At 54.0% G+C, this 25767-nt stretch carries 22 protein-coding genes and 3 pseudogenes; 16 read left to right on the top strand and 9 right to left on the bottom strand.

What is annotated here, in order from left to right:
- Positions 1-111 precede the first annotated feature (111 nt).
- From ACXKZD_RS11920 to cdiI, 6 genes and pseudogenes are all read left to right on the top strand, one after another.
- Positions 112-1800 (top strand): annotated as a pseudogene (locus tag ACXKZD_RS11920) (hemagglutinin repeat-containing protein); the annotation flags it as partial.
- Complete coding sequence (locus ACXKZD_RS11915; protein WP_346438015.1) at positions 1783-2448, top strand: toxin C-terminal domain-containing protein; 666 nt, start codon at positions 1783-1785, stop codon at positions 2446-2448. The pseudogene ACXKZD_RS11920 and the gene ACXKZD_RS11915, both read left to right, overlap by 18 nt.
- Positions 2449-2451: 3 nt before the next feature.
- The gene (locus ACXKZD_RS11910) at positions 2452-2889 is read left to right on the top strand and encodes a hypothetical protein (RefSeq protein ID WP_033757308.1); all 438 of its coding nucleotides are present in this window, start codon (positions 2452-2454) and stop codon (positions 2887-2889) included.
- 347 nt (positions 2890-3236) lie between these two features.
- Positions 3237-4220 (top strand): annotated as a pseudogene (locus tag ACXKZD_RS11905) (VENN motif pre-toxin domain-containing protein); the annotation flags it as partial.
- Positions 4217-4534 carry a CdiA family toxin C-terminal domain-containing protein gene (locus tag ACXKZD_RS11900; protein WP_089414315.1) on the top strand — a complete coding sequence of 106 codons (318 nt, stop codon included), beginning with the start codon at positions 4217-4219 and terminating at the stop codon, positions 4532-4534. The pseudogene ACXKZD_RS11905 and the gene ACXKZD_RS11900, both read left to right, overlap by 4 nt.
- Positions 4535-4543: 9 nt before the next feature.
- Positions 4544-4909 (top strand): ribonuclease toxin immunity protein CdiI, encoded by a 366-nt coding sequence (gene cdiI / locus ACXKZD_RS11895; RefSeq protein WP_033757309.1) that lies wholly within the window; start codon positions 4544-4546, stop codon positions 4907-4909.
- Positions 4910-4954: 45 nt separating this feature from the next.
- Here the strand turns inward: cdiI and ACXKZD_RS11890 are convergent, their stop codons facing one another.
- The gene (locus tag ACXKZD_RS11890) at positions 4955-5170 is read right to left on the bottom strand and encodes a SymE family type I addiction module toxin (RefSeq protein ID WP_033757310.1); all 216 of its coding nucleotides are present in this window, start codon (positions 5168-5170) and stop codon (positions 4955-4957) included.
- A gap of 359 nt (positions 5171-5529) precedes the next feature.
- Here ACXKZD_RS11890 and ACXKZD_RS11885 point away from each other — a divergent pair.
- The 5 genes and pseudogenes from ACXKZD_RS11885 to ACXKZD_RS11865 all read left to right on the top strand — a co-directional run.
- Positions 5530-5724, top strand: a pseudogene (locus tag ACXKZD_RS11885) (hypothetical protein); the annotation flags it as partial.
- A gap of 579 nt (positions 5725-6303) precedes the next feature.
- Complete coding sequence (locus tag ACXKZD_RS11880) at positions 6304-6867, top strand: Ail/Lom family outer membrane beta-barrel protein (RefSeq protein WP_488981627.1); 564 nt, start codon at positions 6304-6306, stop codon at positions 6865-6867.
- A gap of 214 nt (positions 6868-7081) precedes the next feature.
- Positions 7082-7576: a DUF2569 domain-containing protein gene (locus ACXKZD_RS11875; RefSeq protein WP_022625855.1), complete on the top strand. Its 495-nt coding sequence runs from the start codon at positions 7082-7084 to the stop codon at positions 7574-7576.
- A gap of 117 nt (positions 7577-7693) precedes the next feature.
- Positions 7694-8233: a hypothetical protein gene (locus ACXKZD_RS11870; protein ID WP_022625854.1), complete on the top strand. Its 540-nt coding sequence runs from the start codon at positions 7694-7696 to the stop codon at positions 8231-8233.
- Between the two features lie 405 nt (positions 8234-8638).
- Positions 8639-9181 carry a glycine zipper 2TM domain-containing protein gene (locus ACXKZD_RS11865; protein ID WP_003849847.1) on the top strand — a complete coding sequence of 181 codons (543 nt, stop codon included), beginning with the start codon at positions 8639-8641 and terminating at the stop codon, positions 9179-9181.
- A gap of 144 nt (positions 9182-9325) precedes the next feature.
- Here the strand turns inward: ACXKZD_RS11865 and mfd are convergent, their stop codons facing one another.
- Positions 9326-12769, bottom strand: coding sequence for a transcription-repair coupling factor (gene mfd / locus ACXKZD_RS11860; protein ID WP_488981626.1), 3444 nt, complete (start codon positions 12767-12769; stop codon positions 9326-9328).
- Between the two features lie 228 nt (positions 12770-12997).
- The gene (locus ACXKZD_RS11855) at positions 12998-13207 is read right to left on the bottom strand and encodes a hypothetical protein (protein WP_003849845.1); all 210 of its coding nucleotides are present in this window, start codon (positions 13205-13207) and stop codon (positions 12998-13000) included.
- Between the two features lie 248 nt (positions 13208-13455).
- Here ACXKZD_RS11855 and lolC point away from each other — a divergent pair, with 248 nt between their 5' ends.
- From lolC to pepT, 5 genes are all read left to right on the top strand, one after another.
- Positions 13456-14655: a lipoprotein-releasing ABC transporter permease subunit LolC gene (lolC, locus tag ACXKZD_RS11850; protein WP_022625850.1), complete on the top strand. Its 1200-nt coding sequence runs from the start codon at positions 13456-13458 to the stop codon at positions 14653-14655.
- Positions 14648-15352: a lipoprotein-releasing ABC transporter ATP-binding protein LolD gene (gene lolD / locus ACXKZD_RS11845; protein ID WP_010246282.1), complete on the top strand. Its 705-nt coding sequence runs from the start codon at positions 14648-14650 to the stop codon at positions 15350-15352. The genes lolC and lolD overlap by 8 nt, the downstream gene beginning before the upstream one ends.
- Positions 15352-16596, top strand: coding sequence for a lipoprotein-releasing ABC transporter permease subunit LolE (lolE, locus tag ACXKZD_RS11840; protein ID WP_022625849.1), 1245 nt, complete (start codon positions 15352-15354; stop codon positions 16594-16596). Before lolD ends, lolE begins: the two co-directional genes overlap by 1 nt.
- Before the next feature lie 145 nt (positions 16597-16741).
- Entirely contained in the window at positions 16742-17575 is an 834-nt protein-coding gene (cobB, locus tag ACXKZD_RS11835; RefSeq protein WP_010246278.1) for a Sir2 family NAD+-dependent deacetylase, read from the top strand.
- Positions 17576-17811: 236 nt separating this feature from the next.
- Positions 17812-19041 (top strand): peptidase T, encoded by a 1230-nt coding sequence (pepT, locus tag ACXKZD_RS11830; RefSeq protein ID WP_060679950.1) that lies wholly within the window; start codon positions 17812-17814, stop codon positions 19039-19041.
- A gap of 66 nt (positions 19042-19107) precedes the next feature.
- On the opposite strand, the gene ACXKZD_RS11825 is transcribed toward pepT, so the two are convergent.
- The 6 genes from ACXKZD_RS11825 to mnmA all read right to left on the bottom strand — a co-directional run bounded on the left by ACXKZD_RS11825 (position 19108) and on the right by mnmA (position 25737).
- Entirely contained in the window at positions 19108-20232 is a 1125-nt protein-coding gene (locus ACXKZD_RS11825; RefSeq protein WP_010246274.1) for a ribosomal protein uL16 3-hydroxylase, read from the bottom strand.
- A 57-nt stretch (positions 20233-20289) separates the two neighbouring features.
- A complete protein-coding gene (gene phoQ / locus ACXKZD_RS11820; RefSeq protein ID WP_010246272.1) occupies positions 20290-21750 on the bottom strand; it encodes a two-component system sensor histidine kinase PhoQ in 1461 nt (486 codons plus the stop codon).
- A gap of 2 nt (positions 21751-21752) precedes the next feature.
- Positions 21753-22421 (bottom strand): two-component system response regulator PhoP, encoded by a 669-nt coding sequence (gene phoP, locus ACXKZD_RS11815; protein WP_010246270.1) that lies wholly within the window; start codon positions 22419-22421, stop codon positions 21753-21755.
- Between the two features lie 104 nt (positions 22422-22525).
- On the bottom strand, positions 22526-23896 hold the full coding sequence (gene purB / locus ACXKZD_RS11810) for an adenylosuccinate lyase (RefSeq protein WP_010246268.1): 1371 nt from the start codon (positions 23894-23896) through the stop codon (positions 22526-22528).
- Between the two features lie 44 nt (positions 23897-23940).
- On the bottom strand, positions 23941-24582 hold the full coding sequence (hflD, locus tag ACXKZD_RS11805) for a high frequency lysogenization protein HflD (protein WP_010246266.1): 642 nt from the start codon (positions 24580-24582) through the stop codon (positions 23941-23943).
- A gap of 42 nt (positions 24583-24624) precedes the next feature.
- Positions 24625-25737, bottom strand: a complete 1113-nt coding sequence (gene mnmA / locus ACXKZD_RS11800; RefSeq protein ID WP_010669869.1) for a tRNA 2-thiouridine(34) synthase MnmA — start codon at positions 25735-25737, stop codon at positions 24625-24627.
- Positions 25738-25767 lie beyond the last annotated feature (30 nt).

Below are 25767 nucleotides of genomic sequence, written 5' to 3'. Positions count from 1 at the left end.
TTAAGGCGGTGGACATCGCCAGGACACAGGGGCAGATTGCGGCGACGAAAACAGCCACTGATAAGCTGAAAATGATAACGCCAGAGCAGAAGAAGGATGCAGAGGTGTAGTGGCAGTACGCTGGGTGCGGGCGGTAACCTGGCCATCACCGCCACCGGCGCACAGCCGGGCAGCGCGGGCAACATCCTCGTGCAGGGCAGCCAGCTTCAGGCGGGCGGCGACCTCGGGCTGACGGCGAAAAACGACATCAGCCTGCTTTCAGCGCAGAACAGCGAGCGCACCGACAGCACTAACAGCAGCAAGGGCGGCAGCCTGGGTATCGGCCTGACCGCCGGGTCGGGCGGCTACGGCATCAGCGTTTCAGCCAGCGTCAACGCGGGCAAAGGCCGCGAGAACGGCAACGGGCTGACCCATACCGAGACTACACTCACGGCGGGCAACGGGCTGAGCCTGAACGCCGGGCGCGACACCAACCTGACCGGCGCACAGGTGCGCGGCGACAGCGTGAAGGTCGATACCGGCCGCAACCTGACGCTGACCTCAGAGCAGGACAGCGACCGCTACGACAGCAAGCAGCAGAACGCCAGCGCGGGCGGCAGCTTCACCTTCGGCTCGATGACCGGCTCCGCGAGCGTCAACCTCAGCCAGGATAAGATGCACAGCAACTGGCAGAGCGTGGCCGAGCAGACCGGCATCTTTGCCGGGAAAGGCGGCTTTGACGTGACGGCGGGTGAGCACACCCGGCTGAACGGCGCGGTCATCAGTTCCACCGCCACCGCCGATAAGAACCGTCTCGACACCGGCACGCTGGGCTTCAGCAACATAGAGAACCACGCGGACTATAAAACCGAGCACCAGAGCGTGGGGATGAGCACCGGCGGCAGCATCGGCAGCCAGTTCGAAGGCAACATGGCGAACGGCCTGCTGGCGGGGCTGAACGGCAGCGGCAGCGCGTCGTCGGTGACGAAGGCGGCGGTGAGCGACGGTACCGTTATTATCCGCGATAAGGCGAAGCAGACGCAGGACGTGGCGGACCTGAGCCGCGACGCGGCGGGTGCGAATCCGGGGCTGGATAAAATCTTCGATAAGGATAAAGAGCAGCGGCGGATGGAGACGGCGCAGCTGCTGGCGGAAATCGGCAGCCAGGCGGGCGATATTGCGCGGACGCAGGGCGAGATTGCGGCGACCAGAGCGGCCACGGAGAAGATGAAGAACATCTCGCCGGACCAGAAAAAGGACGCCGAAGCGCAGTGGCGGAAAGCGAACCCGGGTCAGGAGCCGACCGCGGCCGACATCACCGGACAGGTCTATCAGACGCTGTACAACCGGGAGATGCTGGCCGGCGGAATGGGAACCGGCGGGTCGGTGCAGCAGGGTATCAGCGCGGCGACGGCGGCGATACAGGGCCTGGCGGGGGGCGATTTGAAAGCCGCTCTGGCTGGCGGTTCGGCCCCTTACCTTGCAGAACTGATTAAGCAGAAAGCGCCGGATGAGGCCAGTCGTATAATGGCACATGCTGCGGTAGCCGGAGTTATAGCTGCCGCACAGGGTAATTCAGCGGCAGCAGGTGCGGCGGGCGCGGCTACCACCGCCGCGATGGGTGAAGCCATCAAAAATGTTCTGTACGGTGACGTGCCGGTCAGTCAGCTTAGCGAACAGCAGAAACAGACGCTGGTTGCGCTGGGAACGGTTGCGGCGGGTCTTGCAGGTGGTCTGGCTGGAGAGACTACGGCGGACACGGTAGCCGGAGCGCAGGCGGGCCAGAACGAAATCAGCAACAATATGGTCAGCATGGGCATGTTGCAGATGATGCAGGCTAAATCGTTGCTGGATGCGGCGGCAGTGGCCGAAGCGGGCCAGGGCGGCGCAAATGAACAGGCGGCACTGGCGCTGACCAAAAAGGTAAAAGCAGGGCTGGACGCGACCTGCCTGGCGAATACCAGCTGTGTGATAATGGCTGTGGTTACGGCACAGCAGCACACGAACGGAGCAGGCAGCAAAACTGAAACCGTACCGGTTAATGATGATTTGACGGGGGGTAAGCTGGTCAATCCGGCGCAGGATGAGAATAAGGGAACGTCGCTGATCACGCCGGTTCAGTCTGGTGAGCAGGGATCCAGCAATACTGGAAATACGGATGGTATGCCGGATACGGGAGGCAATACCACGGTTACACCGATTTCTGAGCAGAATAAGGATGATTTGGCTTATCTGGCCCTTAAAGGAAAAGAGGCTCAAGAAGCTGCTGGGAATTTAGGTTTTGACCGAAGAATTCCGGCACTTAAGGCTCCATTCAATTCTCATGGTCAACCTGTATTTTTTGATGGTAAAACATATATTACACCTGATGTCGACAGCCATAATGTTACCAATGGCTGGAAAATGTTTGACCGTAGAGGGAAACGTATGGGCACTTATGATAGCGATCTGAACAGGATTAAGGATTGACATATGTTTGGTATCTTCCCTGAAGATAAATCAGTGGATATTGAGGGCGAATGCGTCTTACCAGCATTAATAATTATTGATGAATTTTCAGAAATGATGAATATACCTCTATCTTACTGGAATATAAATGATTACAAAGATAACTGGCGATGCTCTCTTGAAGAAGGCTTGGCAAATAAAAAGCATGCTGCTTTAGCTGTTTCTATGTATGAGCCTGCCAATGCAAATTTTATATTTACTTGGGTATTGTATTTTTCTGGAGATGTTGTTTTCGTTCAAAATAGCATTTTATTTTTAGATGAATGTCCAGGGTTCACTCCTGAAAATATAAATAGTTTTACTGAACCGCGAACAACGTATAATGAAGATGGCATGAAAATATCGGAATGGAGTACCGATTTAAAAAGTGTTATTAGTTTTTATCATAGCCTTAAAGACTAAAAAAGATCTCGGCCACCAAGCCTAATGCTGGTCAGTTAAGGAAATGAGGCCCGATAATTCGGGCCTTCAATGAAGTTAAGTAGGGTTGAAACCCTAACTCCTTCGTTTTCCTTCTAAGCAAGACTGTTGAGAATAATGCGCTGGGTGATGGGTGGAACAATATACTGCCATCAGGAGCGATAGATTACGGTCAGTCGGTCACCTCTTATGCGTAATATGCCCAAGATAAGAAACTGCCACCGTAACTGGTCCAAGCCGGTCTGGCCCGGATGGTGAAAGGTGACTTACCGGTAAGTGCCAATATCATTAAAGCGATCCTGGAAAATAACCCCGGTTCAGATACGGTAATCCTGGCGGAGCAGATACACAAGCTGACGACCACAAAAGGCCCGGACGGCAAAGAGGAGGTGAACGTTCAGGCGAACCTGATTGCACACGCGGTAGTGGGCGCGGTGACGTCATACGCGTCGGGTAATCCTGCACTTGCGGGTGCTTCTGGCGCGGCGATGGGCGAGTACATCGCGCAGCAGATGTATCCGGGAGTTAAGCGCGAAGACCTGAGTGAGGAGCAGCGGCAGACCATCAGCGCGCTGGGGACGCTGGCGGCGGGCCTTGCGGGCGGCGTGGCCGGAGACAGCACGGGCGGTGCGGTGGCGGGCGCGCAGGCGGGTAAAAATGCGGTTGAGAATAACTGGCTGCACGTTAATGAAAAGACAGAGTTTGAGATAGCGAGGCAAAAACTCAGGAGCAACGACCCGGCAGAGCGTGAGCAGGCACAGCAGAAGATAAACGACCTGCGTGAGAAAAACATCAGCCGTGACAAGAAAGTGACGGATGCCTGTGGTAATGGCCGGGCTGCCACCCCCGCATGTGCTTCGGCAAGGTTAGAAGCTTATTCGGTCAAAGGTGAGTATGAGACCGGAAACTACAATAATAAAGTCAGCGACATGTACCCGGATGCCTACGGGCAGATAGTGAACCTGCTGAATATTACCAGCGTTGATGCGCAGAATCAGCAGCAGGTAAAGGATGCAATGGTCAACTATGCCATGGAGCAGCTTAGGGTTGATAAGACGACGGCGGAGCAGTATGTATCGACCTATGACGGAATGAAGATCGTTGCAGCTTCGATGTCACCAGTCCTGGGAACGGCAGCGGCTAACAAACTCAGCGCGATAGTTAAAGAAGCTAATATTTACCCTTCAGGAATCAGTTTTAAAATAGATCAACCGGAACACTTAGCGCAACTTGCTGGTTATACTCAGAAAAAAGGAATTACTGGGGCGCATAATGCAAATGCATTTTATGATGCTGTGAAAAAAATAATGTGAAGATAGTTAGTGAAACTCCGACGGGAACTAAAGGTATTACTCAAATAGAATATCAAATACCTGCTAAAGATCGTGAGGGTAATATAATTGGTTTGAAAAATAATGGTGCCGAACCATTTAAAAAGACTATTTATGACCCCAATATTTTTACTGATGAAAAAATGTTGCAATTAGGTCAGGAAGCTGCTGCTAAAGGCTACAAAGTAGCCATAGCTAAAGGGCAGCAATCTTATGATGCCACAGCTGGCGGTGTTGCATTCCGTGTATATATAAATAAAGATACCGGTTTGGTGAACAACTTCCATCCAAAGTAGAGGTTATGGATGAATAAAGAGTTATTTGGTCAACCATATCATGATGATGACCCTGTATGGGTCGTCAAGGCATACTTCGATCGAATGTATAACGATGGGGATTTTTTAAGGGCTATCGAATTATTAATGATTAAAGGTGCATTAAATAAAGATGGTGCATATTGCCATTTTCCAGATATGAATAGCTATGATGAAGAGGATCATTTCGAAGGTGTTGAATTTGCCTACGGTTATCCACCGGAAGAAGATGATACTGTAATTGTAAGTGAAGAAACGTGTTATCAGTATGTCCGCTTAGCCTGCGAAAAATATCTTCACCTACATCCCGAATATACGGATAAAGTTAACGAATTGCTGGCAAAAATCCCGTCTTGAAACAGAATATCCCGGCCTCCGAGCCGGGATATTTTTACCCGCCGATCACCCTTCAGCCAGCCGGATGATCAACTGCCCCGGCCCGGTGATCACCTCGATCTTCTGCCCGGTAGTAAAACCCAGTGCTTCCAGCCAGCGGCCTTTGATGGTGAGCTGCGGCAGTGGGTTCGGCTGGCCCCTATTAGGGCGGTATCCCACTCTGTAATAATGCGCAGCGGTTGTGGCCGTGCGGGTTCCTGGCTTATGATGCGTGTCAGCCATAATCAACTCCTTATCAGTTGGTGGTGGTCAGCGGGCTGTTGGTGTTCCACCACCTTCAGTCCGCGCTAAAAAATCTCTCGTTATGTGCTTCCTGTTCCGTTTTTACCTGTTTAAATATACACCACCTGCCAGGTAAACTCGCTAAAAGCTAAGTAATAAATTGCGAGTTGTCTCTGAAAACCAGATAGTTTTTCTCCGGTCTGGCTTTCATTCACTTCTTCTTCCTGTAGCCTTCTGTATTAACTGTTACTGGTTGGCTTTCATGCTGTGAATCCGCGTTAACCAGCTTTTATTCTGTCTTCCGGGTTACGCCCATATATCCACCAAAACCGGTAATAAGGGTTGCGACATGGCACCGTTTTGATATGACAGCAGGTGAGCACACCAGGTAGAAGGGTGCGGTGATAGACTCCACCGCCACCGCCGATAAAAACCGTTTCGACACCGACACGCTGGGCTTCAGCAAAATTGAGAACCACGCGTACTATAAAACCGAGCACCAGAGCATGGGCATGAGCACCAGCGGCAGTATTGCAAGTCAGCTTGACAGTAACGCTTTTTGGGAAAATACAGGTGTTATCTTTCCGAATGCTTTCATTTATTCAGAGGGGTTTAAATAGAACTGTAACTTAGTCTTTTAAAGGGTTGGGAACATATCAGGTCAGTTAATAATCTGCGTTAATGGATTGTATAAGGCAGGATAATTTTCTGGATGTATGTGCCGTAATGGTTTTCAGGTGTTTTGCTTTTTTATGGCAACTCGGTCTTGATACCTCTAATTCTTTTTGGTCTAATAGTGCCATTAAGAATTGATTGATAACTAATCGCCAGGATGAATCCTGTGGTTAAATTCTTTACTTAACCTAAATTAAATGGCCGAAGTGCCATTTAATAAGGCTGGCGTTTAAGTTTCACATTGACTCAGGCCAGCCAGTTTTAAAAAAATCCGGGTATGAATAGATGCTCTCCGACCGATCTGAACATCAGGCGCGGAGCGCTACATGAAATTCCTGTCCGATACAGGCAGATAGATAAAAAATTTATCCTGTCCGTCGGGTATTGGTGATTCAGGGAACGAAGTCCTGTGTTAAGCGCAGGGAAATAATGTTAAATTATGAAAAGGAATTAATTACATGACCTCTAAAATGACGATGCTGGCATTACTGTGTGGCGGTCTTCTCGTGGGCAGCAATGCGCTGGCTGATAATCACACCGTCTCGGTTGGATATGCACAAAGCAAGGTTGAAGACTTTAGAAATATCCGTGGCGTCAACGTTCAGTATCGCTATGAATGGGAGTCTCCTCTCAGTGTGATTGGCTCATTCAGCTACATGAAAGGCGATGAAAGTTTTTCTGAGCGAGAAGATTTTTATGGCGATGTCAGCGGATATGATGGAAAAACCAAAGTGAAATATTACTCACTGATGGCAGGTCCTGCATATCGCATCAATGACTACATCAGCTTCTATGGATTAATTGGTGTTGCCCATACCAAAGTGGATGAGAACGTGACTTATATCGGAGTCTACTCCGAAGAATATAGCGAAAATAAAACCTCTTTTGCCTATGGCGCTGGTGTTGTCGTGAATCCTATCAGCAACCTCTCTGTGAGTGTTGGCTATGAAGGTACTCGCGTAAAATATAACGAAGATGTTGCCATCAATGGTTTTAACATCGGCATCGGATACCGTTTCTGATTCAACGCTAAAAACCGCAACCCTGGTCATCTGGTCAGGGTTGTTTTTTTTCACTCTGGAAAGGACCGTTTTTTATAAAGGTCGAATCAGGCAGTTCTTCGATACATTTAAAATAGTACCTGATCCTGTCTGACCAAAGACGTCGATCTTCTGAATTAACCGGTTTGAATTTTGTTAAAACAAAGAAAAACAATTACAGCTTCAGGGGGCGAGAATGTTATGCATTAAATGTCAGGAAGCAGAAGAGAATAAAGAATCAGGCTTTTGTGATAATTGTGAAAAAAAAGAAGAGGGCAGGATTAATGGCTTATTATATCTGCCAGCTTTAGGCTTGATTATTGGTTTTTTTACGATGCTGTATAATGATTTTTGTATTGTTTCGTTGATTGCCAACACTTATCAGAAACAAGGTGTGGTTAATAGTTTTAGTGTTTTATTATTAGCGCTGTCCATTATTAATGCTCCCGTAACAGTGCTGGCTTGCTGGTTCTTCTTTAGGAAGAAAGTAAAAACCAGATACGTGATGATAACGTACTATTTATACGGTCTTATCTTTGCGAGTTTTTGCACGCTTTATCCTGCTTTGGTTTTTCACGTAAACATTACGCAGCCTGCTATCAATATGCTGGCTCGGGCCTTAATCAGTTGTCTGATATGGGTACCATATTTTATTTTTTCCAGCAGGATTAATAAAGTCTTTGTGCATTAATACGGTCAATATTTTTTGTCACAAAATAAACGATGGGTAACGCAACACCCGCCTCGTTATAGTACCAATAAAATAACCAGTTCCAGTCTGTGTCAGTTAAATTAAGGATAATAAAGAATGGCTGCAAAAATTTTAATCACCGGATTGATAGCACTATTATTGAGTGGTTGCACGGCAGGCTTCAGACCTTCACTGGATGATTATAAAGGGCAGGATGCGGCCCGAATCCGGGTGGGTTCAGAGGGCAATACGGCACTTCAGTTCTATGAAAAACAGAGTTCAGGTTGCTATAAAAAAATGCTGGAACGCCGTATCACTTCTGGTTTTGCCATTCTGGGCATCCCCGTTACAGGTAATAAACGGATAGGTATGCCAGCGTCGTCTGAAAACAAGGGTGCTTTCATCAATGAATTTACCCTGAAGCCAGGACAAATGATTCGTGTCATTCACTACTGGACAGAGGCTGGGTACCATCAGAACACTCAAAAATCGGCCACTGTTGAATTTATTCCTCAGGCTAACCATGACTACGATATTGTAGTCAGAGGGTCCGAATATTCAGGCGATAGCGTTTCCATCAAAGACCTTACCCCCAATGGCACCATTGTGGGCTGGGGCGAAGTGAAGGTATGCCCATCCGAGAGCATTTTTGATTAGTTTCCTTTTTCTTCATTCCTGAAGCCTGAGTGCTTCAGGAATGAATGTTCCCGATAACGGTACATAAAGTCGATGCTTTTGGGTAACGATGGAAAGGCCGTTGCCATAACGGGCAGTCAGGCTTTGCTTAAGGTATATAAAATTATATGCCGTTGATTTAATTGGTTTAATTTCCTTAGCGAAAAAGCATCATTAATAACGTTCCCTACCTCAGAACTCTCCTAAAAACTGGTCCTGATAGCAAAGTGACCAATTTCCTCCATTTATCTGATGTTGCATTTTCGGTCCATCTGTAAAACTTCATCTCAACAAACACGGCGCGTCGCGCACGCCGGTTATACCTCAGTTAACGAGGATGCTTTAGCAGCAGGATTGCGCGGTAACACTTTTCAGGAGGAACTTCCTGTGAATAAATCAATGTTAGCGGGTATCGGTATTGGTGTGGCAGCAGCTCTGGGTGTTGCAGCCGTAGCAGGCATGAACGTGTTTGATCGCGGTCCTCAATATGCTCAGGTACTGTCTGCAACGCCAATCAAAGAGAGCATTAAACAGCCTCGTCAGGAGTGCCGTAATGTCACTCTGACTCACCGTCGGGCCGTGCAGGATGAAAACCGTCTTGCCGGGTCTGTATTAGGTGCAGTGGCAGGTGGAGTGCTGGGTCACCAGTTTGGTGGCGGTCGCGGCAGAGATGTGGCGACAGTAGCAGGTGCGGTAGCGGGTGGTTATGCCGGTAATCAGGTCCAGGGCGGACTGCAGGATCGGGATACCTACACCACAACCGAACAGCGCTGCAAAACCGTTTACGACAAACAAGAGAAAAAACTGGGATATGATGTGACCTATAAAATAGGCGATCAGCAGGGTAAAATCCGTATGGAAAATGACCCCGGCACGCGTATTCCACTGGATCGTAATGGTCAGCTGGTTCTCAACGGCGATCAGGCGTAATTGGGCAAAGCTTTGCCGCTCACGCGGCCACACAGCACAACGTAATACAGCAGTAATGAAAAAGGCGCATCTCAGGATGCGCTTTTTTTTGCTGCAAACTAACCGGCGCTTAACCGGTTAGCTCATCAACGCACGGGCAGGGTGTTACGCCTGCCGTTGAGCCAGTTGCGAAACGAATCCCTGCACCCACTCAAGTCGTACCTTTCTTTCCGATAGCTCACGGGTAAACCGCAGTCGCGTCGGCCCATCCAGCTTCCACTGCTGAGGCTCTTTCTGCAGCAGGCCTATCAGCCATGCCGGATCCACGTTGTTCTTCGGCGCAAAATCGAAATAACCGCCTTTGTCGCTGGCTTCGATCTTACGAAGACCGACAGCGCGGGCTTTCAGCCGGATAATCGCCACATCCAGCAGATTACGCGCCGGATCGGGTAGCAGGCCAAAGCGGTCGATCATCTCCACCTTCAGCTCCTGCAACTCCTCTTCAGTCTCCGCGCTGGCGATGCGTTTATAGAGGGAAAGACGGGTACTGACATCCGGAATAAAGGTCTCGGGCAGCAGGGCGGGCATCCGCAGCTCCACGTCGGTCTGGTTGCTGGTGAGATCTTCCAGTGACGGCTCGCGACCCGCTTTCAGCGCCTCGACCGCATTCTCCAGCAGCTCCATATAAAGCGTGAAGCCCAGCGTCTCCATCTGTCCGCTCTGCTCATCACCCAGCAGTTCGCCAGCACCGCGAATCTCCAGGTCATGCGTTGCCAGGGCAAAACCGGCTCCCAGATCTTCCAGTGAAGCGATCGCCTCCAGCCGCTTATGCGCATCGGCGGTCATTGACTTCGGATGCGGTGTTAACAGCCAGGCATAAGCCTGATGATGCGAACGCCCGACGCGACCACGCAACTGATGCAACTGCGCCAGGCCAAAGTGATCGGCCCGCTCAATGATAATGGTATTGGCGGTCGGAATGTCGATACCGGTTTCGATAATGGTGGTACAGACCAGGACGTTGAAACGCTGATGGTGGAAATCGTTCATCACCCGTTCCAGATCACGCTCACGCATCTGACCATGGCCAATAGCGACACGCGCTTCCGGCACCAGTTCGCTGAGACGCTGCGCCGCTTTCTCGATATTTTCAACGTCATTGTAGAGGTAGTAGACCTGTCCGCCACGCAGAACCTCACGCAGGATCGCTTCGCGGATAACCAGATCGTCAAATTCACGGACAAAGGTTTTCACCGCTAAACGGCGGGCAGGCGGCGTGGCGATGATCGAGAGATCGCGCATGCCGCTCATGGCCATATTCAGGGTGCGAGGGATTGGCGTTGCGGTCAGCGTCAGAATGTCCACATCGGCGCGCATCGCCTTGATGCGCTCTTTGTGACGCACCCCGAAACGGTGCTCTTCATCGACAATCAGCAGACCGAGATCGTGCCATTTTAGATCGCTCATCAGCAGCTTATGGGTGCCGATTAAGATGTCGATCTTGCCATCGCTGGCCTGTTCCAGCACCTGCGTCTGCTCTTTGGCAGTACGGAAACGGGAAAGCATCTCAATGCGAACCGGCCAGTTGGCGAAGCGATCGCGGAAGTTGTCGTAATGCTGCTGTGCCAGCAGGGTGGTCGGCACCAGCACGGCCACCTGTTTATGGTTCTCAATCGCCAGAAACGCCGCGCGCATGGCCACTTCGGTTTTACCGAAACCAACGTCGCCGCACACCAGACGGTCCATCGCCAGCGGCTCGCACATATCACTCAGCACCGCGTTGATCGCCTGCGCCTGGTCCGGGGTGGTTTCAAACGGGAAGCTTTCGCAGAACAGCTGATACTGCTCGCGATTATGCTTAAAGGCAAAGCCGGTTTTGGCGGCGCGCTGAGCATAGATATCCAGCAGTTCAGCTGCCACATCACGCACTTTCTCAGCCGCTTTCTGCCGTGCGCGTGACCAGGCATCGCTGCCCAGTTTGTGCAGTGGTGCATTATCGTCAGCACCGCCCGCGTAGCGGCTAATCAGGTGCAGCGATGAAACCGGCACATAAAGCTTGGCGTCGTTGGCGTAAGAGAGCATCAGATATTCCGCCTCAATGCCGCCGGCTTCCAGCGTGGTGAGGCCAATATAACGACCCACACCGTGTTCCAGATGTACCACCGGCTGGCCGGGATGCAGCTCCGCCAGGTTACGGATCAGAATGTCCGGATTGATAGTGCGACGGGTATCCTGACGGCGACGGCTGACGCGTTCGCCCAGCAAATCGCTTTCGCAAATCAGCGCCCGGTTGCCCTGGGTATCAATAAAACCGCGCTCGCTGGCGCCGATCATTAGTCGGAAACGCTCTTCGCCGGTCTCATCGAAGCGGTGCACCGGCTGAGGACGCAGTTTAATCCGGGCCAGCAGATCCTGCAGGCTCTCACGGCGGCCTTCACTTTCGACCGAGAAGACCACGGTGCCGCTGAAGGTTTCAATAAACTGACGCAGATGATCCAGCGGCGCTTTTGCCTGCGCCTGAACGGTCAGATCAGGCAGCGGGGTATAACCGAGGTTGGTATTCGCGGCTTTGGCGGGCAGCACCTCATTGGTCATCTGGATGCGCGGCCAGGCTTTCAGCTCTCCCATTAATGCATCCGGACGCAGCCACAGGGTGACCGGCTCCAGCAGTGGACGCATCGGATCAACGCGGCGATTTTCATAGCGCGCCTCGGCATCCTGCCAGAAGCGGCTGGCGCTGCCTTCAAGATCGCCGCAGTTCACAATCAGGGTATTGTCGGGCAGATAGCTGAACAGGCTGGGTAACGGCTGCTCAAAAAACAGCGGCTGCCAGTATTCGATGCCCGCTGGCAACGTGCCTTTGCTGACCTGCTGATAGACATGCTCCGACTCACGGCGCACATCAAACGTTTCACGCCAGCGGCTGCGGAACAGCTCAATGGCGGCTTTGTCGCTGGGAAACTCATGCGCAGGCAGCAGGTTAATTTCGGGGACCGCTTCCAGCGTGCGCTGACTGTCGACGTCGAACAGGCGCAGGCTGTCGATCTCATCATCGAAAAAGTCGATGCGGTAGGGCTGATCGCTGCCCATCGGGAACAGATCGAGCAGGGCGCCGCGCGTGGCGTATTCACCGTGCTCCATCACCTGATCGACATGGCGATAACCGGCCTGCTCAAGCTGGTCGCGCAGCCGGTCGCGTGACAGTTTTTGTCCCTGCTTCATCACCAGCGCATGGCCGTGCAGGAAACTGTGCGGGCAGACGCGCTGCATCAGGGTGTTAACCGGCATGATCAGCATACCGCGCTGCATCACCGGCAGCTGGTAGAGGGTCGACAGGCGGGCGGAGATAATATCCTGATGCGGCGAAAAGCTGTCGTAGGGCAGCGTTTCCCAGTCGGCAAGGTGCGCCACCGGCAGATCGGTAAACTGGCGGATTTCATCCAGCAGACGCAGAGCGGTTTGGGTATCGGGTGTAATCATTAACACCGGACCAGCATGTCGTTCGGTAATGCTGGCACACTCCACCGCGTGCGCCGCGCCTATGAGCTGGCCGAGCTGACGGTGATCGCCGGATTTAACGGGCAGGGTATAACGAGTCTGTTCGGGCATGGGATCTCGGGGTTGCTCCATTTTTCCAGGACGTAATCATTCCATATTATGTCAGGGGGATCACCTCTGCGGCACAATTTTCCTGCCGCGCCGCGCTGAACCAGGGGATCGGTCAGCCATTACCGGGCGTCAGCGGTAATCGTGCGGATAAAGAGAGGATAGACGGAGTCTGGCAAGGGATCAGAAAAAACCGCCGTCGCCATGCAGCGACGGGGTTAAACGGGCATTTTATTTTATGGATTGCTGTGTGTAATGCATGCGTGGGCGGTCGATATTCGCCCAGGATAACTCCTGCTCAGGATGATAGCTGAGGTTACCGTCGTCCCACTTTACGTAGTAGCCGGCTGGTGCGTTTCCCTGCTCAAAGACGTTGATGATTTCGCCTCTGATCTCCCCGGATTTATGTTTAACGATGCTGCCTTTGGGAAATTTCAACATGGTCGCTACCTCATACTGCCCGGCAATAAATCACCTGTGATCATGGTACTGATTGTAGTCTACCCCCCTGAGCGCTGAATAATCAGCCAATAAGCGGCGGCTTTATCGGCTATTCCGCTGCTTTGGCACGTAAAGTGACGCATCCGGATGCAACTTTGCTGCCGACTCAGAGGGTTAGAGGTTTCATAAAGCCAGCCGCTCCTTTATCATCCCACTACCTATTTTCAGGCAACGGCTTACTGGATTCCATGTATCAACCTGTCGCGCTATTTATCGGTCTGCGTTATATGCGCGGACGAGCATCGGATCGCTTCGGTCGCTTTGTCTCCTGGCTCTCAACGATTGGCATTACGCTCGGCGTGCTGGCGATGGTCACCGTGTTATCGGTGATGAACGGTTTTGAGCGTGAACTCGAAGGCAATATTCTTGGCCTGATGCCTCAGGCGCTGATCACCAGCGACAAAGGCAGTCTCAATCCACAACAGCAACCCGCCAGCTCCCTGAATCTGCAGGGTGTCAGCCGTATCGCGCCGCTGACCACCGCCAATGTGGTGCTGCAAAGCCCGCACAGCGTCTCCGTTGGCGTGATGCTGGGCATTGAGCCGGCTGAAAAAGATCCGCTTACCCCTTTCCTGGTCAATACCCGGCAGAGCGTGCTGCAGGCCGGGCAGTATAATGTCATCCTTGGCGAACAGCTGGCATCCCAGCTTGGCGTAAAACGTGGCGATCAGCTGCGTCTGATGGTGCCGTCGGTCAGCCAGTTCACCCCGATGGGACGCGTGCCAAGTCAGCGTCTGTTTACCGTAGCGGGCACCTATGCCGCTAACAGCGAAGTCGATGGTTATCAGATTCTGGTCAATCTTCAGGATGCGTCGCGCGTGATGCGCTATCCGGCCGGTAATATTACCGGCTGGCGACTGTGGCTGGATAAACCGCTGTCGGTCGACAGTCTGAGTCAGCAGACACTGCCTGCGGGCCTGGTCTGGAAAGACTGGCGTGAGCGCAAAGGCGATCTCTTCCAGGCGGTGCGTATGGAGAAGAACATGATGGGCCTGCTGCTGAGCCTGATCATCGCCGTGGCTGCCTTTAACATCATCACTTCGTTAGGCCTGCTGATCATGGAGAAGCAGGGCGAAGTGGCGATCCTGCAAACCCAGGGCCTGACGCGCCGGCAAATAGTGGCGGTGTTTATGGTGCAGGGTGCCAGCGCCGGGATTATCGGCACGCTGCTCGGCACGCTGCTCGGTGTCTTGCTGGCCAGCCAGCTCAACAACTTAATGCCGGTGATTGGCCTGTTCCTTGATGGTGCCGCATTGCCGGTTGATATTAATGTGTGGCAGGTGGTCACCATCGCCCTCAGCGCCATGATTGTGGCGCTGTTGTCTACGCTCTATCCTTCGTGGCGCGCTGCCGCCGTTCAACCTGCTGAGGCTTTACGTTATGAGTAACACTCCTTTGTTGCAGTGCCGCGACCTGTGCAAACGCTATCAGGAAGGCAGCGTGCAGACCGATGTGCTGCGCAATGTGGCTTTCAGCCTCCAGCCCGGTGAACTGACAGCGATTGTCGGCAGCTCCGGTTCCGGTAAAAGTACGCTGCTGCATCTGCTCGGCGGCCTGGATGCACCGACATCGGGCGACGTGGTGTTTGATGGCCAGTCACTGAATGCCATGTCCTCGTCGGCCAAAGCGGAGCTGCGTAACCGCGAGCTGGGCTTTATCTATCAGTTCCACCATCTGCTGCCGGACTTCAGCGCGCTGGAGAACGTGGCGATGCCGCTGCTGATTGGCAAAACCGCTAAAACGGAAGCACAGGATCGCGCCCGTGAGATGCTGGCCGCGGTCGGGCTGGACCATCGCGCCGCGCACCGGCCTTCTGAACTGTCAGGCGGCGAACGCCAGCGCGTGGCGATTGCCCGGGCGCTGGTTAACCGCCCACGGCTGGTGATGGCGGATGAGCCAACCGGTAACCTTGATGCACGCAACGCCGACGCCATTTTTGAATTACTGGGCGAACTGAATGTGCGTCAGGGCACCGCGTTTCTGGTGGTGACCCACGATCTGATGCTGGCAAAACGCATGACGCGTCAGATGGAGATGCGTGATGGTCAGTTAAGCGATCAACTCACCATGGCAGGAGCGGTGTAATGGGTTCGTCGTTATCCCTGTTGCTGGGCCTGCGCTTTAGTCGTGGCCGCCGTCGTGGCGGCATGGTGTCGCTGATTTCGGTGATCTCCACCATCGGTATTGCGCTGGGCGTGGCGGTGCTGATTATCGGTCTGAGCGCCATGAATGGTTTTGAGCGTGAGCTGAACAACCGCATTCTGGCGGTGGTGCCGCATGGCGAGATCGAGGCGGTCAATCAGCCGTTTCAGCACTGGCAGTCGATGATTGCCCCGATTGAAAAGGTGCCCGGCATTGCGGCGGCAGCGCCTTATGTGAACTTCACCGGCCTGATTGAGAGCGGCGCCCGGCTGGAAGCGCTGCAGGTAAAGGGCGTTGATCCGGCACAGGAGCCGCGTCTCAGTGCCCTGCCACAGTTTGTGGCAGATAACGGCTGGTCCTCTTTTGCCGCCGGTAAGCAGCAGATCATTCTGGGCGGCGGCATTGCTAAATCGCTGAACGTGAAGCAGGGCGACTGGATCACCATCATGATCCCCAACAACGATGGTGATAACAAACTGCTTCAGCCTAAACGTATCCGGCTTCAGGTCAGCGGTATTCTGCAACTGAGCGGCATGCTCGATCACAGCCTGGCGCTGGTGCCACTCGCCGATGCACAGCACTATCTGGAGATGGGTGACAGCGTGTCCGGCATCGCCCTGAAGATGACCGACCCGTTCCAGGCGGTCAAACTGGTGCGGGATGCCGGTGAAGCGACCCGTTCCTACGTCTACATCAAGAGCTGGATTGGCACCTACGGCTATATGTACCGCGATATTCAGATGATCCGCGCCATCATGTATCTGGCGATGGTGCTGGTGATTGGCGTCGCCTGCTTTAACATTGTCTCAACGCTGGTGATGGCGGTGAAGGATAAGAGCAGTGACATTGCGGTGCTTCGTACCCTCGGTGCTAAAGACCGGCTGATCCGCGCCATCTTCATCTGGTACGGTTTGCTGGCAGGCCTGCTGGGCAGCGTCAGCGGCGTGATCGCGGGCGTGCTGGTGGCGCTGAATCTGACCTCACTGGTGCGCGGGCTGGAGTCGGTTACCGGTCATCATCTGCTGGCGGGTGATATCTACTTCATTGATTTCCTGCCGTCGGAACTGCACTGGATTGATGTGTTCTCAGTATTGATTACCGCGATTCTGCTGAGCCTGCTGGCGAGCTGGTATCCCGCCAGACGCGCCAGCCGCATTGACCCGGCTCGGGTATTAAGCGGTCAGTGAAAAAATGCGGCGCGAATCCTTTCGCGCCGCATCTGTTTAAGACCTTTGCTGTTGGGCGCGGCCCTCAGCAACCGTTACTATCGGGTGATGTTAACCCGGAATCTGTTTAGAGCGGCTCGCCGCAGCTGCTACGCCAGGAGATTTTATGCGTACACCACGTCGCCGCATACGACTTGCCCGCCTGAAGAAAACCCGGAGAAAAGTGCATCAGCGCTTTCGCCAGCGCATATTTGAGCGCGATCGTCAGGCCGAACTGGCCGCCCATCCTCAGCCGCATGTTGTTGTGCTGACCGGCGCAGGCATCTCAGCGGAGTCCGGCATCCGGACCTTCCGCGCCGCTGACGGCCTGTGGGAAGAGCACCACGTTGAAGATGTTGCGACGCCCGAAGGATTTCAGCGCGATCCCGCGCTGGTGCAGCGCTTCTACAATGCGCGCCGCCAGCAATTGCAGGAGGCAGAGATTCAGCCTAACGCGGCCCATCTGGCGCTGGCGGAGCTGGAACAGGTATTAGGCGATAACTTTTTGCTGGTCACGCAAAACATCGACAATCTGCATGAACGTGCCGGAAACAGCCGGGTGCTGCATATGCACGGTGAGCTGCTAAAAGTGCGCTGTGTCACCAGCGGTCAGGTCATTGAGTGGACCGGTGATATCACGCCGGACGATCGCTGCACCTGCTGCCAGTTCCCCTCGGCGCTGCGGCCGCACGTAGTGTGGTTTGGTGAGATGCCGCTGGGCATGGAGCAGATTTATCAGGCGCTGGAACAGGCCGATTACTTTATCGCTATCGGCACCTCAGGCCATGTCTATCCGGCAGCGGGTTTTGTCCATGAAGCCAAACTGCAGGGTGCACACACCGTTGAGCTGAACCTGGAGCCAAGCCAGGTGGGCAACGAATTTGCCGAGCGACATTACGGCCTGGCGAGCGAAGTGGTGCCGGAGTTTGTGCATAAGCTGCTGCGCGCGCTTTATAAGTAAGCAGGGGCGGCTATGGCCGCCTCGCCGTTTCTTGCCCGTTATGCTGATTCCAGCCGCCCGGTGTTTATCAACATTGCGAGGTTTGCCGCAACAATCTCGTAATCAGCCGTTTTTTTCGGGCTTATTGCTTTCCCAAAGGTTATCGACAGCGCTAACCTGTCTGCAAATGATTTTACGCAACGTTGTAACCGGCTGGTCTGTTAATAATACCGGATGGCACTTTTAAAGGATGGGATATGGAACAGTTACTTGAGCGCTTTTTAAGTTATGTGGCCGTTGAGACCCAGGCTAAGCCGCAGGCGCGCCAGGTGCCCAGCAGTGAAGGGCAGTGGACGCTGGCGCGTCAGCTGCAGGAGGAGTTGCTGGCACTGGGTTTTGTCGATGTCTCCTTAAGCGATCACTGTTGCGTCATGGGCACGCTGCCCGCCAATGTTGACTGGCCGACGCCAGTCATCGGTTTCATCTCTCACATGGATACCTCGCCAGACTTTACGGCGAAACATGTTAATCCGCAGATCATTGAAAATTATCGCGGTGGAGACATTGCGCTGGGTAACGGCAACGAAATTCTCTCGCCGGTGATGTTCCCGGTGCTGCACAAGCTGATTGGGCATACGCTGATTACTACCGATGGCAAAACCCTGCTGGGCGCGGATGATAAAGCGGGTATCGCTGAGATCATGACGGCGATGGCGCAACTGGCTGCGAGCGATACGCCGCACGGTGCGATCCGCGTTGCCTTTACGCCCGATGAAGAGATTGGTCGCGGCACTTCTCACTTTGATGTGGAAGGCTTTGCCGCTGACTGGGCCTACACCATTGATGGCAGTGATCTGGGTGAGTTCGAATATGAGAACTTCAACGCTGCTTCGGCCACCGTCAAAATCATCGGTAACAACGTGCACCCTGGCTCCGCCAAAGGGGTGATGGTCAATGCGCTGGATCTGGCAAACCAGTTTCATGCCGCGGTCCCGGCCAGCGAAAAACCGCAATATACTGACGGCTATCAGGGCTTCTATCATCTGCATCAGATCAAAGGCAGCGTTGAACACGCCGAGATGCTCTATATCATTCGTGACTTCGAAACGGAGAGTTTTGAACAGCGTAAACAGACGCTGCTGCAGATTGCCGCAGAGATCAACAAAACCCTGCACCCGGACTGTTCGGTCACCGTCGAGATCACCAACAGCTATCGCAACATGCGTGAAAAGGTTGAGCCGTTCCCGCACATCATCGAACTGGCTTTACAGGCGATGCGTGACTGCGGCATTGAGCCGGTAGTGAAACCGATTCGCGGCGGTACGGATGGATCGGCGCTGTCGTGGAAAGGGCTGCCTTGCCCGAACATCTTTACCGGTGGCTATAACTATCACGGCAAGCATGAGTTTGCTTCGCTGAATATCATGGCGAAATCGGTGGAAGTGATTGTGCGGCTGTCAGAGCTGGCGGCGCAGAAGAAGAATTAAACCCGCAGACACAAAAAAGGCTCTCTGCCACGGCGGCAAGAGAGCCTGATTCAGTATCAGCTCAGATTATTCGTCGCCGAAGTACCAGTAACCGGCATTGACCAGGTCGGCGATCTGCGCCAGTACCGACGGGTCATCCAGCGCATCGCCCAGATCGTCCAGTGTGATGCGATAGTGGCGCGCCAGGACCGCCATCACATCGGGATGTGAACACTCAACCCGCTCACCGTTGACATAGACCGCATCGCCAATCGTCAGGACACGCAGGCCACCTAACCGGCTCAGGGTATCGCCCTGTTGCAGCGCATCATAAATTTCATCAGGCTGGTAAGGCGGTTCCGGTGGCGCGACATCGAGTTCGTGACGTGACTGGGAAATGAATTCGCCAAACCACTGAGCGAACTGCTCCGGCTGATTGACCACATCCAGCATCAACTGACGTACGCCTTCAATCTCCTGCGGCAGAATCTGCGACGGGCAATCACGTGCAGGGACATCCGGATCGCTGAAGCGCAGGCTGCCCAGCTCATTAGCCAGCGCGTAATCCGCAAAGCCGCTGATTAGCTCGCGTCCGCTGGGGGCACGGAAACCCACGGAGTAGTTCAGGGCGTTTTCCAGCGAGTAACCTTCATGCGGGAACCCCGGCGGAATATAGAGAATATCACCCGGCTCCATCTCTTCATCGATGATGGCGTCGAATGGCTCAACCTGCAGCAGATCCGGGTGCGGGCAGTGCTGCTTCAGCGGCACCTTTTCACCGACGCGCCAGCGACGGCGACCGGCACCCTGAATAATAAAGACATCATACTGATCAAAATGGGGACCGACGCCGCCGCCAGGCACGGCAAACGACACCATCAGGTCATCAACACGCCAGTCAGGCAGGAAACGGAAAGGGCGCATCAGTGCGGCAGAGGCTTCATGCCAGTGATTGACCGCCTGTACCAGCAGCGACCAGTTGTTTTCACCCAGATGATCATAGCTCTCGAACGGGCCGTGGCTGACCTGCCATTTGCCATCCTGATGGCTGACCAGGCGGCTATCCACCTCGTTTTCCATCGCCAGACCGGCCAGTTCATCCGGTGAAAGAGGATCGACAAAGTTTTTAAAACCACGCTTCAGCACTACCGGGCGTTTCTGCCAGTAACGCTGAATAAAATCGGGCCAGTTAATATCGAGCTGATAGTCCATAAAAGGGTTCCGCTTAGGGCTGTAAATGCCAGCAAGTATAACAGCCCTGAGGGTTTTCTACTCGCGGCGATGTTCGACTTCCTGGCGCTGAAAGACCACTTCCATGCGTGTTCCGCCGAGTGCGCTACCGGAGGCGATGACGTTGCCCTCATATTGCTCAAGAATATCACGCACCACCGCCAGACCCAGTCCCTGACCGGGACGCAGGGTGTCGGCGCGCTGACCCCGGACAAACACTAAATCGCGCTTGCTCTCGGGAATGCCCGGACCATCATCGTCAATATAGAGATGGAGTGCATTTTCGCTCTGAAAAGCGCTGATTTCGATAAATTCCAGGCAGTACTTGCAGGCGTTATCGAGCACGTTGCCCAGCACTTCCATAAAGTCATTCTGGTCGCCAACAAAGGTCAGCTCCGGTGAGATATCCAGCGAAATCGCCACGCCTTTACGCTGATAGACTTTATTCAGGGCTGAGCAGAGCTTGTCGAGCAGACCGGAAACGGAATGCAGATCGCGCTGCAGCGGATTGTGATCGGCCTGCATACTGGCGCGATGCAGATAATAACCGACCTGCTGCGAGATTCGACTAATCTGCTCCAGCATCACCGGCTCAGCCTGTTCCACCGTCAGTTCCTTGCCGTTGCGCAGCGAGCGCAGGGTGCTCTGCAACACGGCCAGCGGCGTTTTCAGACTGTGGGTCAGGTCTGAAAGCGTGGTGCGATAGCGGGTATAGCGTTGTCGCTCATTGGTCAGCAGCAGATTGAGGTTACGCACCAGACTGCGCAGTTCCTGCGGCGGATTATCCGCCAGATTTTCGCGCTGGCTGGTCTCCAGTTCGCGCACCTGCTGTGTCAGCGCGCCAATCGGCCGCAGACTCCAGTGCGCCGCCAGCCACAGCAACGGAATGATCAGTATCAGGTTGGCTGCCAGCACATAGCTGAACCACGACCAGACCACATCAGAATGCTGCAACTCCTGCGGGATAGAGTCGACCACCACAATGGTGAGCGCGGGCAGATTCGTGGTGGCATCGTAACGGTTAACGGCGACCGAGTGGGTAAAGGTATCGTTGCTGTCATTGTCCCAGTCGTTGAGTCGTTGCTGAGCATTCAGGTTATTGCCCATTGCCACCATGCTGGTACGGTTACTGGTATCAATCTCGTAGAAGTCAGGCTTCAGCAGCCATTCACGGCGGATCTTCTTGCGGATCTCTGGCACGTCGCGTTGCTGCCACAACAGTTTGCCGTGCTCATCGTAAATAAATACCAGCGTCGGGAAGTTGAGCGTCATCCGTTCCGGCTGGGCGATGGTGAGTTTGTTGTCATGCCATTGCGCCAGCGTAAAGAACAGGTTGCTCTCGCCGCGCATCACGCGATAGGTGTTTTTATCGAAACTGACCACATAGCCAATCACCGCGACCATGCCGTAGGAGAGTGAGAGGAAGAGGACGATCGCTGCGGAGGCCAGCAGAAAGCGGGCGCGCAGCGAAATAGGGCGATAACGATTAAACCAGGACATGGTCAGAGATCAAAGCGGTAGCCCTGGCCACGCACGGTGGCGATCACGTCAGTAGGATGCAACGCCAGAATTTTTTTGCGCAGACGGCCCATAAGAACGTCGATGGTGTGGCTTTCACGCAGTTCAGCGTCAGGATAGAGCTGCAGCATCAGCGAGTCTTTGCTTACCACTTTGCCCGCGTTACGGATCAGCGTTTCGACAATGGTGTACTCAAAGGCCGTGAGCTTCACCGGCTGTTCATTAACCGTCAGTTCACGGCGGGAGAGATCAACCTGAAACGGGGCCATATCGATGATTTGCGAGGCATGTCCGCTGTTACGACGCATCAGCGCCTGCAGGCGTGCCGCGACTTCTTCAATGTGAAACGGTTTGGTGACGTAGTCATCCGCGCCGGCTTCCAGCGCCTCAACTTTGGCCTGCCAGCCTTCACGGGCGGTCAGCACCAGAATCGGCTGGCGCACGGCATCGCTGCGCCAGCGGCGAATCAGAGACATACCATCTTCATCCGGCAGGCCGAGATCCACCAGCGCGATATCGGGCAGATGTTCCCGAAGAAAATAGTCAGCTTCTTTGGCGTCTTCGGCGGCATCGACCTGATGGCCCATGTCACGTAACTGGACGGCGAGATGATGGCGCAGCAGGGCATTGTCTTCAACAACCAGAACACGCATAGAAATTCCTTACACTCTGTTTGAGTCAACCTGCAGAAAGTATACGCGAAATGTATTAAACAAGATGTTAACGCAGACCGGACTGGGCCGGTCTGCGGCGGGCATTATTTCAGATCGTCAACCATCTGGATAGCGCGGCCAATATAGTTTGCAGGCGTCATCTGCTTCAGACGGACTTTTTCCTCTTCCGGCAGCGCCAGGCTGTCGATAAAGGCCTGCATGCCGGCGGCATCGACGCGTTTACCGCGTGTCAGCTCCTTCAGCTTCTCATAAGGCTTCTCAATGCCGTAACGGCGCATTACCGTCTGGATCGGTTCTGCCAGCACTTCCCAGTTGTGATCCAGTTCATCCAGCAGACGATCGCGGTTCACTTCCAGTTTCGAGATGCCTTTCAGCGTCGCCTGATAGGCGATCAGCGCATAACCGACGCCCACACCGAGGTTACGCAGCACGGTGGAGTCGGTCAGATCGCGCTGCCAGCGTGAGACCGGCAGTTTGCTGGCCAGATGCTGCATTACCGCGTTCGCCAGGCCCAGATTGCCTTCGGAGTTTTCGAAGTCAATTGGGTTCACTTTGTGCGGCATGGTCGACGAGCCAATCTCGCCCGCAATGGTCTTCTGTTTGAAATGGTTCAGCGCCACATAACCCCAGATATCGCGATCGAAATCGATCAGGATGGTGTTAAAGCGGGCGATGCAGTCAAACATTTCGGCAATATAGTCGTGCGGCTCAATCTGGGTGGTGTAAGGGTTCCAGGTGATCCCCAGCGAGGTGACGAAGTTCTCGCTCAGCGCATGCCAGTCCACTTCGGGATAGGCGGCAATGTGGGCGTTGTAATTCCCTACAGCGCCGTTGATTTTGCCCAGCACCTCAATCTGTTTCAGCTGACGTAACTGACGCTCCAGACGGTAAGCGACGTTCGCCATCTCTTTACCCATCGTCGACGGTGTAGCCGGCTGGCCGTGGGTGCGGGAGAGCAGCGGAATGTCACGATATTCGCTGGCAAGATCCTTCACAGCGGTAATCAGCTGCTGCCAGTAAGGCAGGATCACGTCACGACGGGCTGTTTCCAGCATCAGGGCGTGCGACAGGTTGTTGATATCTTCAGAAGTACAGGCGAAGTGGATAAATTCAGAAACAGCATGCAGGGCAGGGACGTCGGCAACTTTCTCTTTCAGGAAATACTCAACCGCTTTGACGTCGTGGTTGGTGGTGCGCTCAATGGTTTTGATGCGCGCGGCATCTTCTTCGGAAAAACCAGCGACAATCGCATCAAGGAAAGCGTTTGCGTCGGCATCAAATGCAGGAACTTCCTTGATCTCTGCGGTCGCGGCCAGTTTTTGTAACCAGCGAACTTCAACCTCAACGCGGAATTTCAGCAAACCGAATTCGCTGAAAATCGCACGCAGCGGGCTGACTTTATCGCCGTAACGACCATCGACAGGTGAGACGGCGGTCAGAGAGGATAATTCCATCAGTGCAACTCCTGAATCATTTAGCAGTGTTTTGCCGCACCGACTTAGTAAGTCAGTGGCAGCCGGGATAAGAGGGTTTTCGCTTCACGCAGCAAACGCTGACGCGAGAACATCAGTTGCAGTCGGCCACCACCGACCTGCTGCCACAATACGGCAGCACGGATACCGGCTAACAGGGTGGCGCGCACTTTACTCTGTACCTGCGTATTCTGCAGTACCGCAGGCGAACCGGTGACCTGAATACGCGGGCCAAGCGGGCTGATCACATCCACATAGATGGCAGCCATCGCGCTGAGAATGGTGTCTGATTCCAGTTCATAATGCGCCAGCTGGCGATCCAGCTGAGTGATGCGCTGGGCCAGCGTCGCCATGGCCGTTTTACTGGCGCTGAGCTTGCGCTCCAGCACCATCATGCTCAGGGTGTAACGCGTCAGCTCTGCACCTGCACCCTGACGACTGCTGCTGTTCAGCACCGCCATCAGCGTTTCAAGTCCGAGGCGCAGGTTGGCTTCATTGTTGCCAAACACCGCCAGCGTTGAGCCAGGGTTAAGGTCCAGCACGCTGCGCAGCGATACGGTCAGCGCCTCCGGCTGGCAGTGACCCTGCTGAGCCAGCTGCTGCACCAGATGGGCCGACTGACAGATGCCCGCCAGCGCCAGCGTAATTTCCTGATAATTTTTCGCCACGGTTACTCCTGTTTACGCGTCATCAATGCGGGCTGAGCCCGCTTACTCCGCCACTAACGGCAGACGCTGTTCGATAATACCGCCACCGAGGCAGACCTCGCCAAGGTAAAACACCGCAGACTGACCCGGCGTCACCGCTGCAACCGGCTCGTCGAAACGCACCTCAATCCGATCGTCGCCGTGTGGGATAATCTCACAGGGAATATCGGTCTGACGATAGCGGGTTTTCACGGTGCAGCGAAGCGGGGCGGTAATCGGCTGGCGATCAACCCAGTGCAGCTGCTGCGCAATCAGGCCGACGGACATCAGACGCGGATGATCGCCGCCCTGGGCGACAATCAGGCGGTTACGCGCCACATCTTTGTCGACCACATACCAGGGATCATCTTTGCTCTCTTTCAGGCCGCCAATACCCAGGCCTTTACGCTGTCCCAGAGTATGGTACATCAGCCCCTGATGTTCACCGACGATCTGGCCTTCGGTGGTTTCTATTTCGCCAGGCTGAGCCGGGAGATAGCGCGCCAGGAAGTCGCGGAATTTGCGCTCACCGATAAAGCAGATGCCGGTCGAGTCTTTCTTCTTCGCGGTGATAAGGTCGAGCTGTTCGGCAATGCGGCGCACTTCCGGTTTTTCCAGCTCGCCAACCGGGAACAGACTTTGAGCAATCTGCTGGTGGCTCAGGGTATAGAGGAAGTAGCTCTGATCTTTGTTGCCATCCAGACCGCGCAACAGCTGGCTCTGGCCAGCCACGTCCTGACGACGCACGTAGTGACCGGTGGCGATAAAATCTGCGCCCAGATCCTCAGCCGCGAACTCCAGGAACGCTTTGAATTTGATCTCTTTGTTGCAGAGGATATCGGGGTTGGGCGTGCGGCCTGCTTTGTACTCTTCGAGGAAATGCTCAAAGACGTTATCCCAGTATTCAGCGGCAAAGTTAACTTTGTGCAGCTTCATACCCAGCTTGTCGCACACCGCTTGCGCATCCGCCAGATCGTCCGCGGCGGTACAATACTCCTCGCCATCGTCCTCCTCCCAGTTCTTCATGAACAGGCCTTCAACCTGGTAACCCTGCTGTTGCAGTAACCAGGCGGAAACGGAAGAATCGACGCCGCCGGACATACCGACGATCACTTTTTTCTGGCTGTTGTCAGACATGACACGCTCGCATTACGATAAAAAAACAGG

The sequence above is a fragment of the Pantoea sp. ABR1s genome, assembly GCF_057812235.1.
This window is presented reverse-complemented; position numbering and strand designations above follow the sequence as displayed.

Coding starts and splice junctions, on each gene's coding strand:
- ACXKZD_RS11870 (WP_022625854.1), top strand. CDS start 7,694: ATGGCTGCAAAAATTTTAATCACCGGATTGATAGCACTATTATTGAGT.
- ACXKZD_RS11915 (WP_346438015.1), top strand. CDS start 1,783: ATGGTCAGCATGGGCATGTTGCAGATGATGCAGGCTAAATCGTTGCTG.
- ACXKZD_RS11880 (WP_488981627.1), top strand. CDS start 6,304: ATGACCTCTAAAATGACGATGCTGGCATTACTGTGTGGCGGTCTTCTC.
- phoQ (WP_010246272.1), bottom strand. CDS start 21,750: ATGTCCTGGTTTAATCGTTATCGCCCTATTTCGCTGCGCGCCCGCTTT.
- cdiI (WP_033757309.1), top strand. CDS start 4,544: ATGAATAAAGAGTTATTTGGTCAACCATATCATGATGATGACCCTGTA.
- lolD (WP_010246282.1), top strand. CDS start 14,648: ATGAGTAACACTCCTTTGTTGCAGTGCCGCGACCTGTGCAAACGCTAT.
- pepT (WP_060679950.1), top strand. CDS start 17,812: ATGGAACAGTTACTTGAGCGCTTTTTAAGTTATGTGGCCGTTGAGACC.
- ACXKZD_RS11875 (WP_022625855.1), top strand. CDS start 7,082: ATGTTATGCATTAAATGTCAGGAAGCAGAAGAGAATAAAGAATCAGGC.
- phoP (WP_010246270.1), bottom strand. CDS start 22,421: ATGCGTGTTCTGGTTGTTGAAGACAATGCCCTGCTGCGCCATCATCTC.
- ACXKZD_RS11890 (WP_033757310.1), bottom strand. CDS start 5,170: ATGGCTGACACGCATCATAAGCCAGGAACCCGCACGGCCACAACCGCT.
- lolE (WP_022625849.1), top strand. CDS start 15,352: ATGGGTTCGTCGTTATCCCTGTTGCTGGGCCTGCGCTTTAGTCGTGGC.
- lolC (WP_022625850.1), top strand. CDS start 13,456: ATGTATCAACCTGTCGCGCTATTTATCGGTCTGCGTTATATGCGCGGA.
- cobB (WP_010246278.1), top strand. CDS start 16,742: ATGCGTACACCACGTCGCCGCATACGACTTGCCCGCCTGAAGAAAACC.
- ACXKZD_RS11855 (WP_003849845.1), bottom strand. CDS start 13,207: ATGTTGAAATTTCCCAAAGGCAGCATCGTTAAACATAAATCCGGGGAG.
- ACXKZD_RS11825 (WP_010246274.1), bottom strand. CDS start 20,232: ATGGACTATCAGCTCGATATTAACTGGCCCGATTTTATTCAGCGTTAC.
- purB (WP_010246268.1), bottom strand. CDS start 23,896: ATGGAATTATCCTCTCTGACCGCCGTCTCACCTGTCGATGGTCGTTAC.
- mfd (WP_488981626.1), bottom strand. CDS start 12,769: ATGCCCGAACAGACTCGTTATACCCTGCCCGTTAAATCCGGCGATCAC.
- mnmA (WP_010669869.1), bottom strand. CDS start 25,737: ATGTCTGACAACAGCCAGAAAAAAGTGATCGTCGGTATGTCCGGCGGC.
- ACXKZD_RS11910 (WP_033757308.1), top strand. CDS start 2,452: ATGTTTGGTATCTTCCCTGAAGATAAATCAGTGGATATTGAGGGCGAA.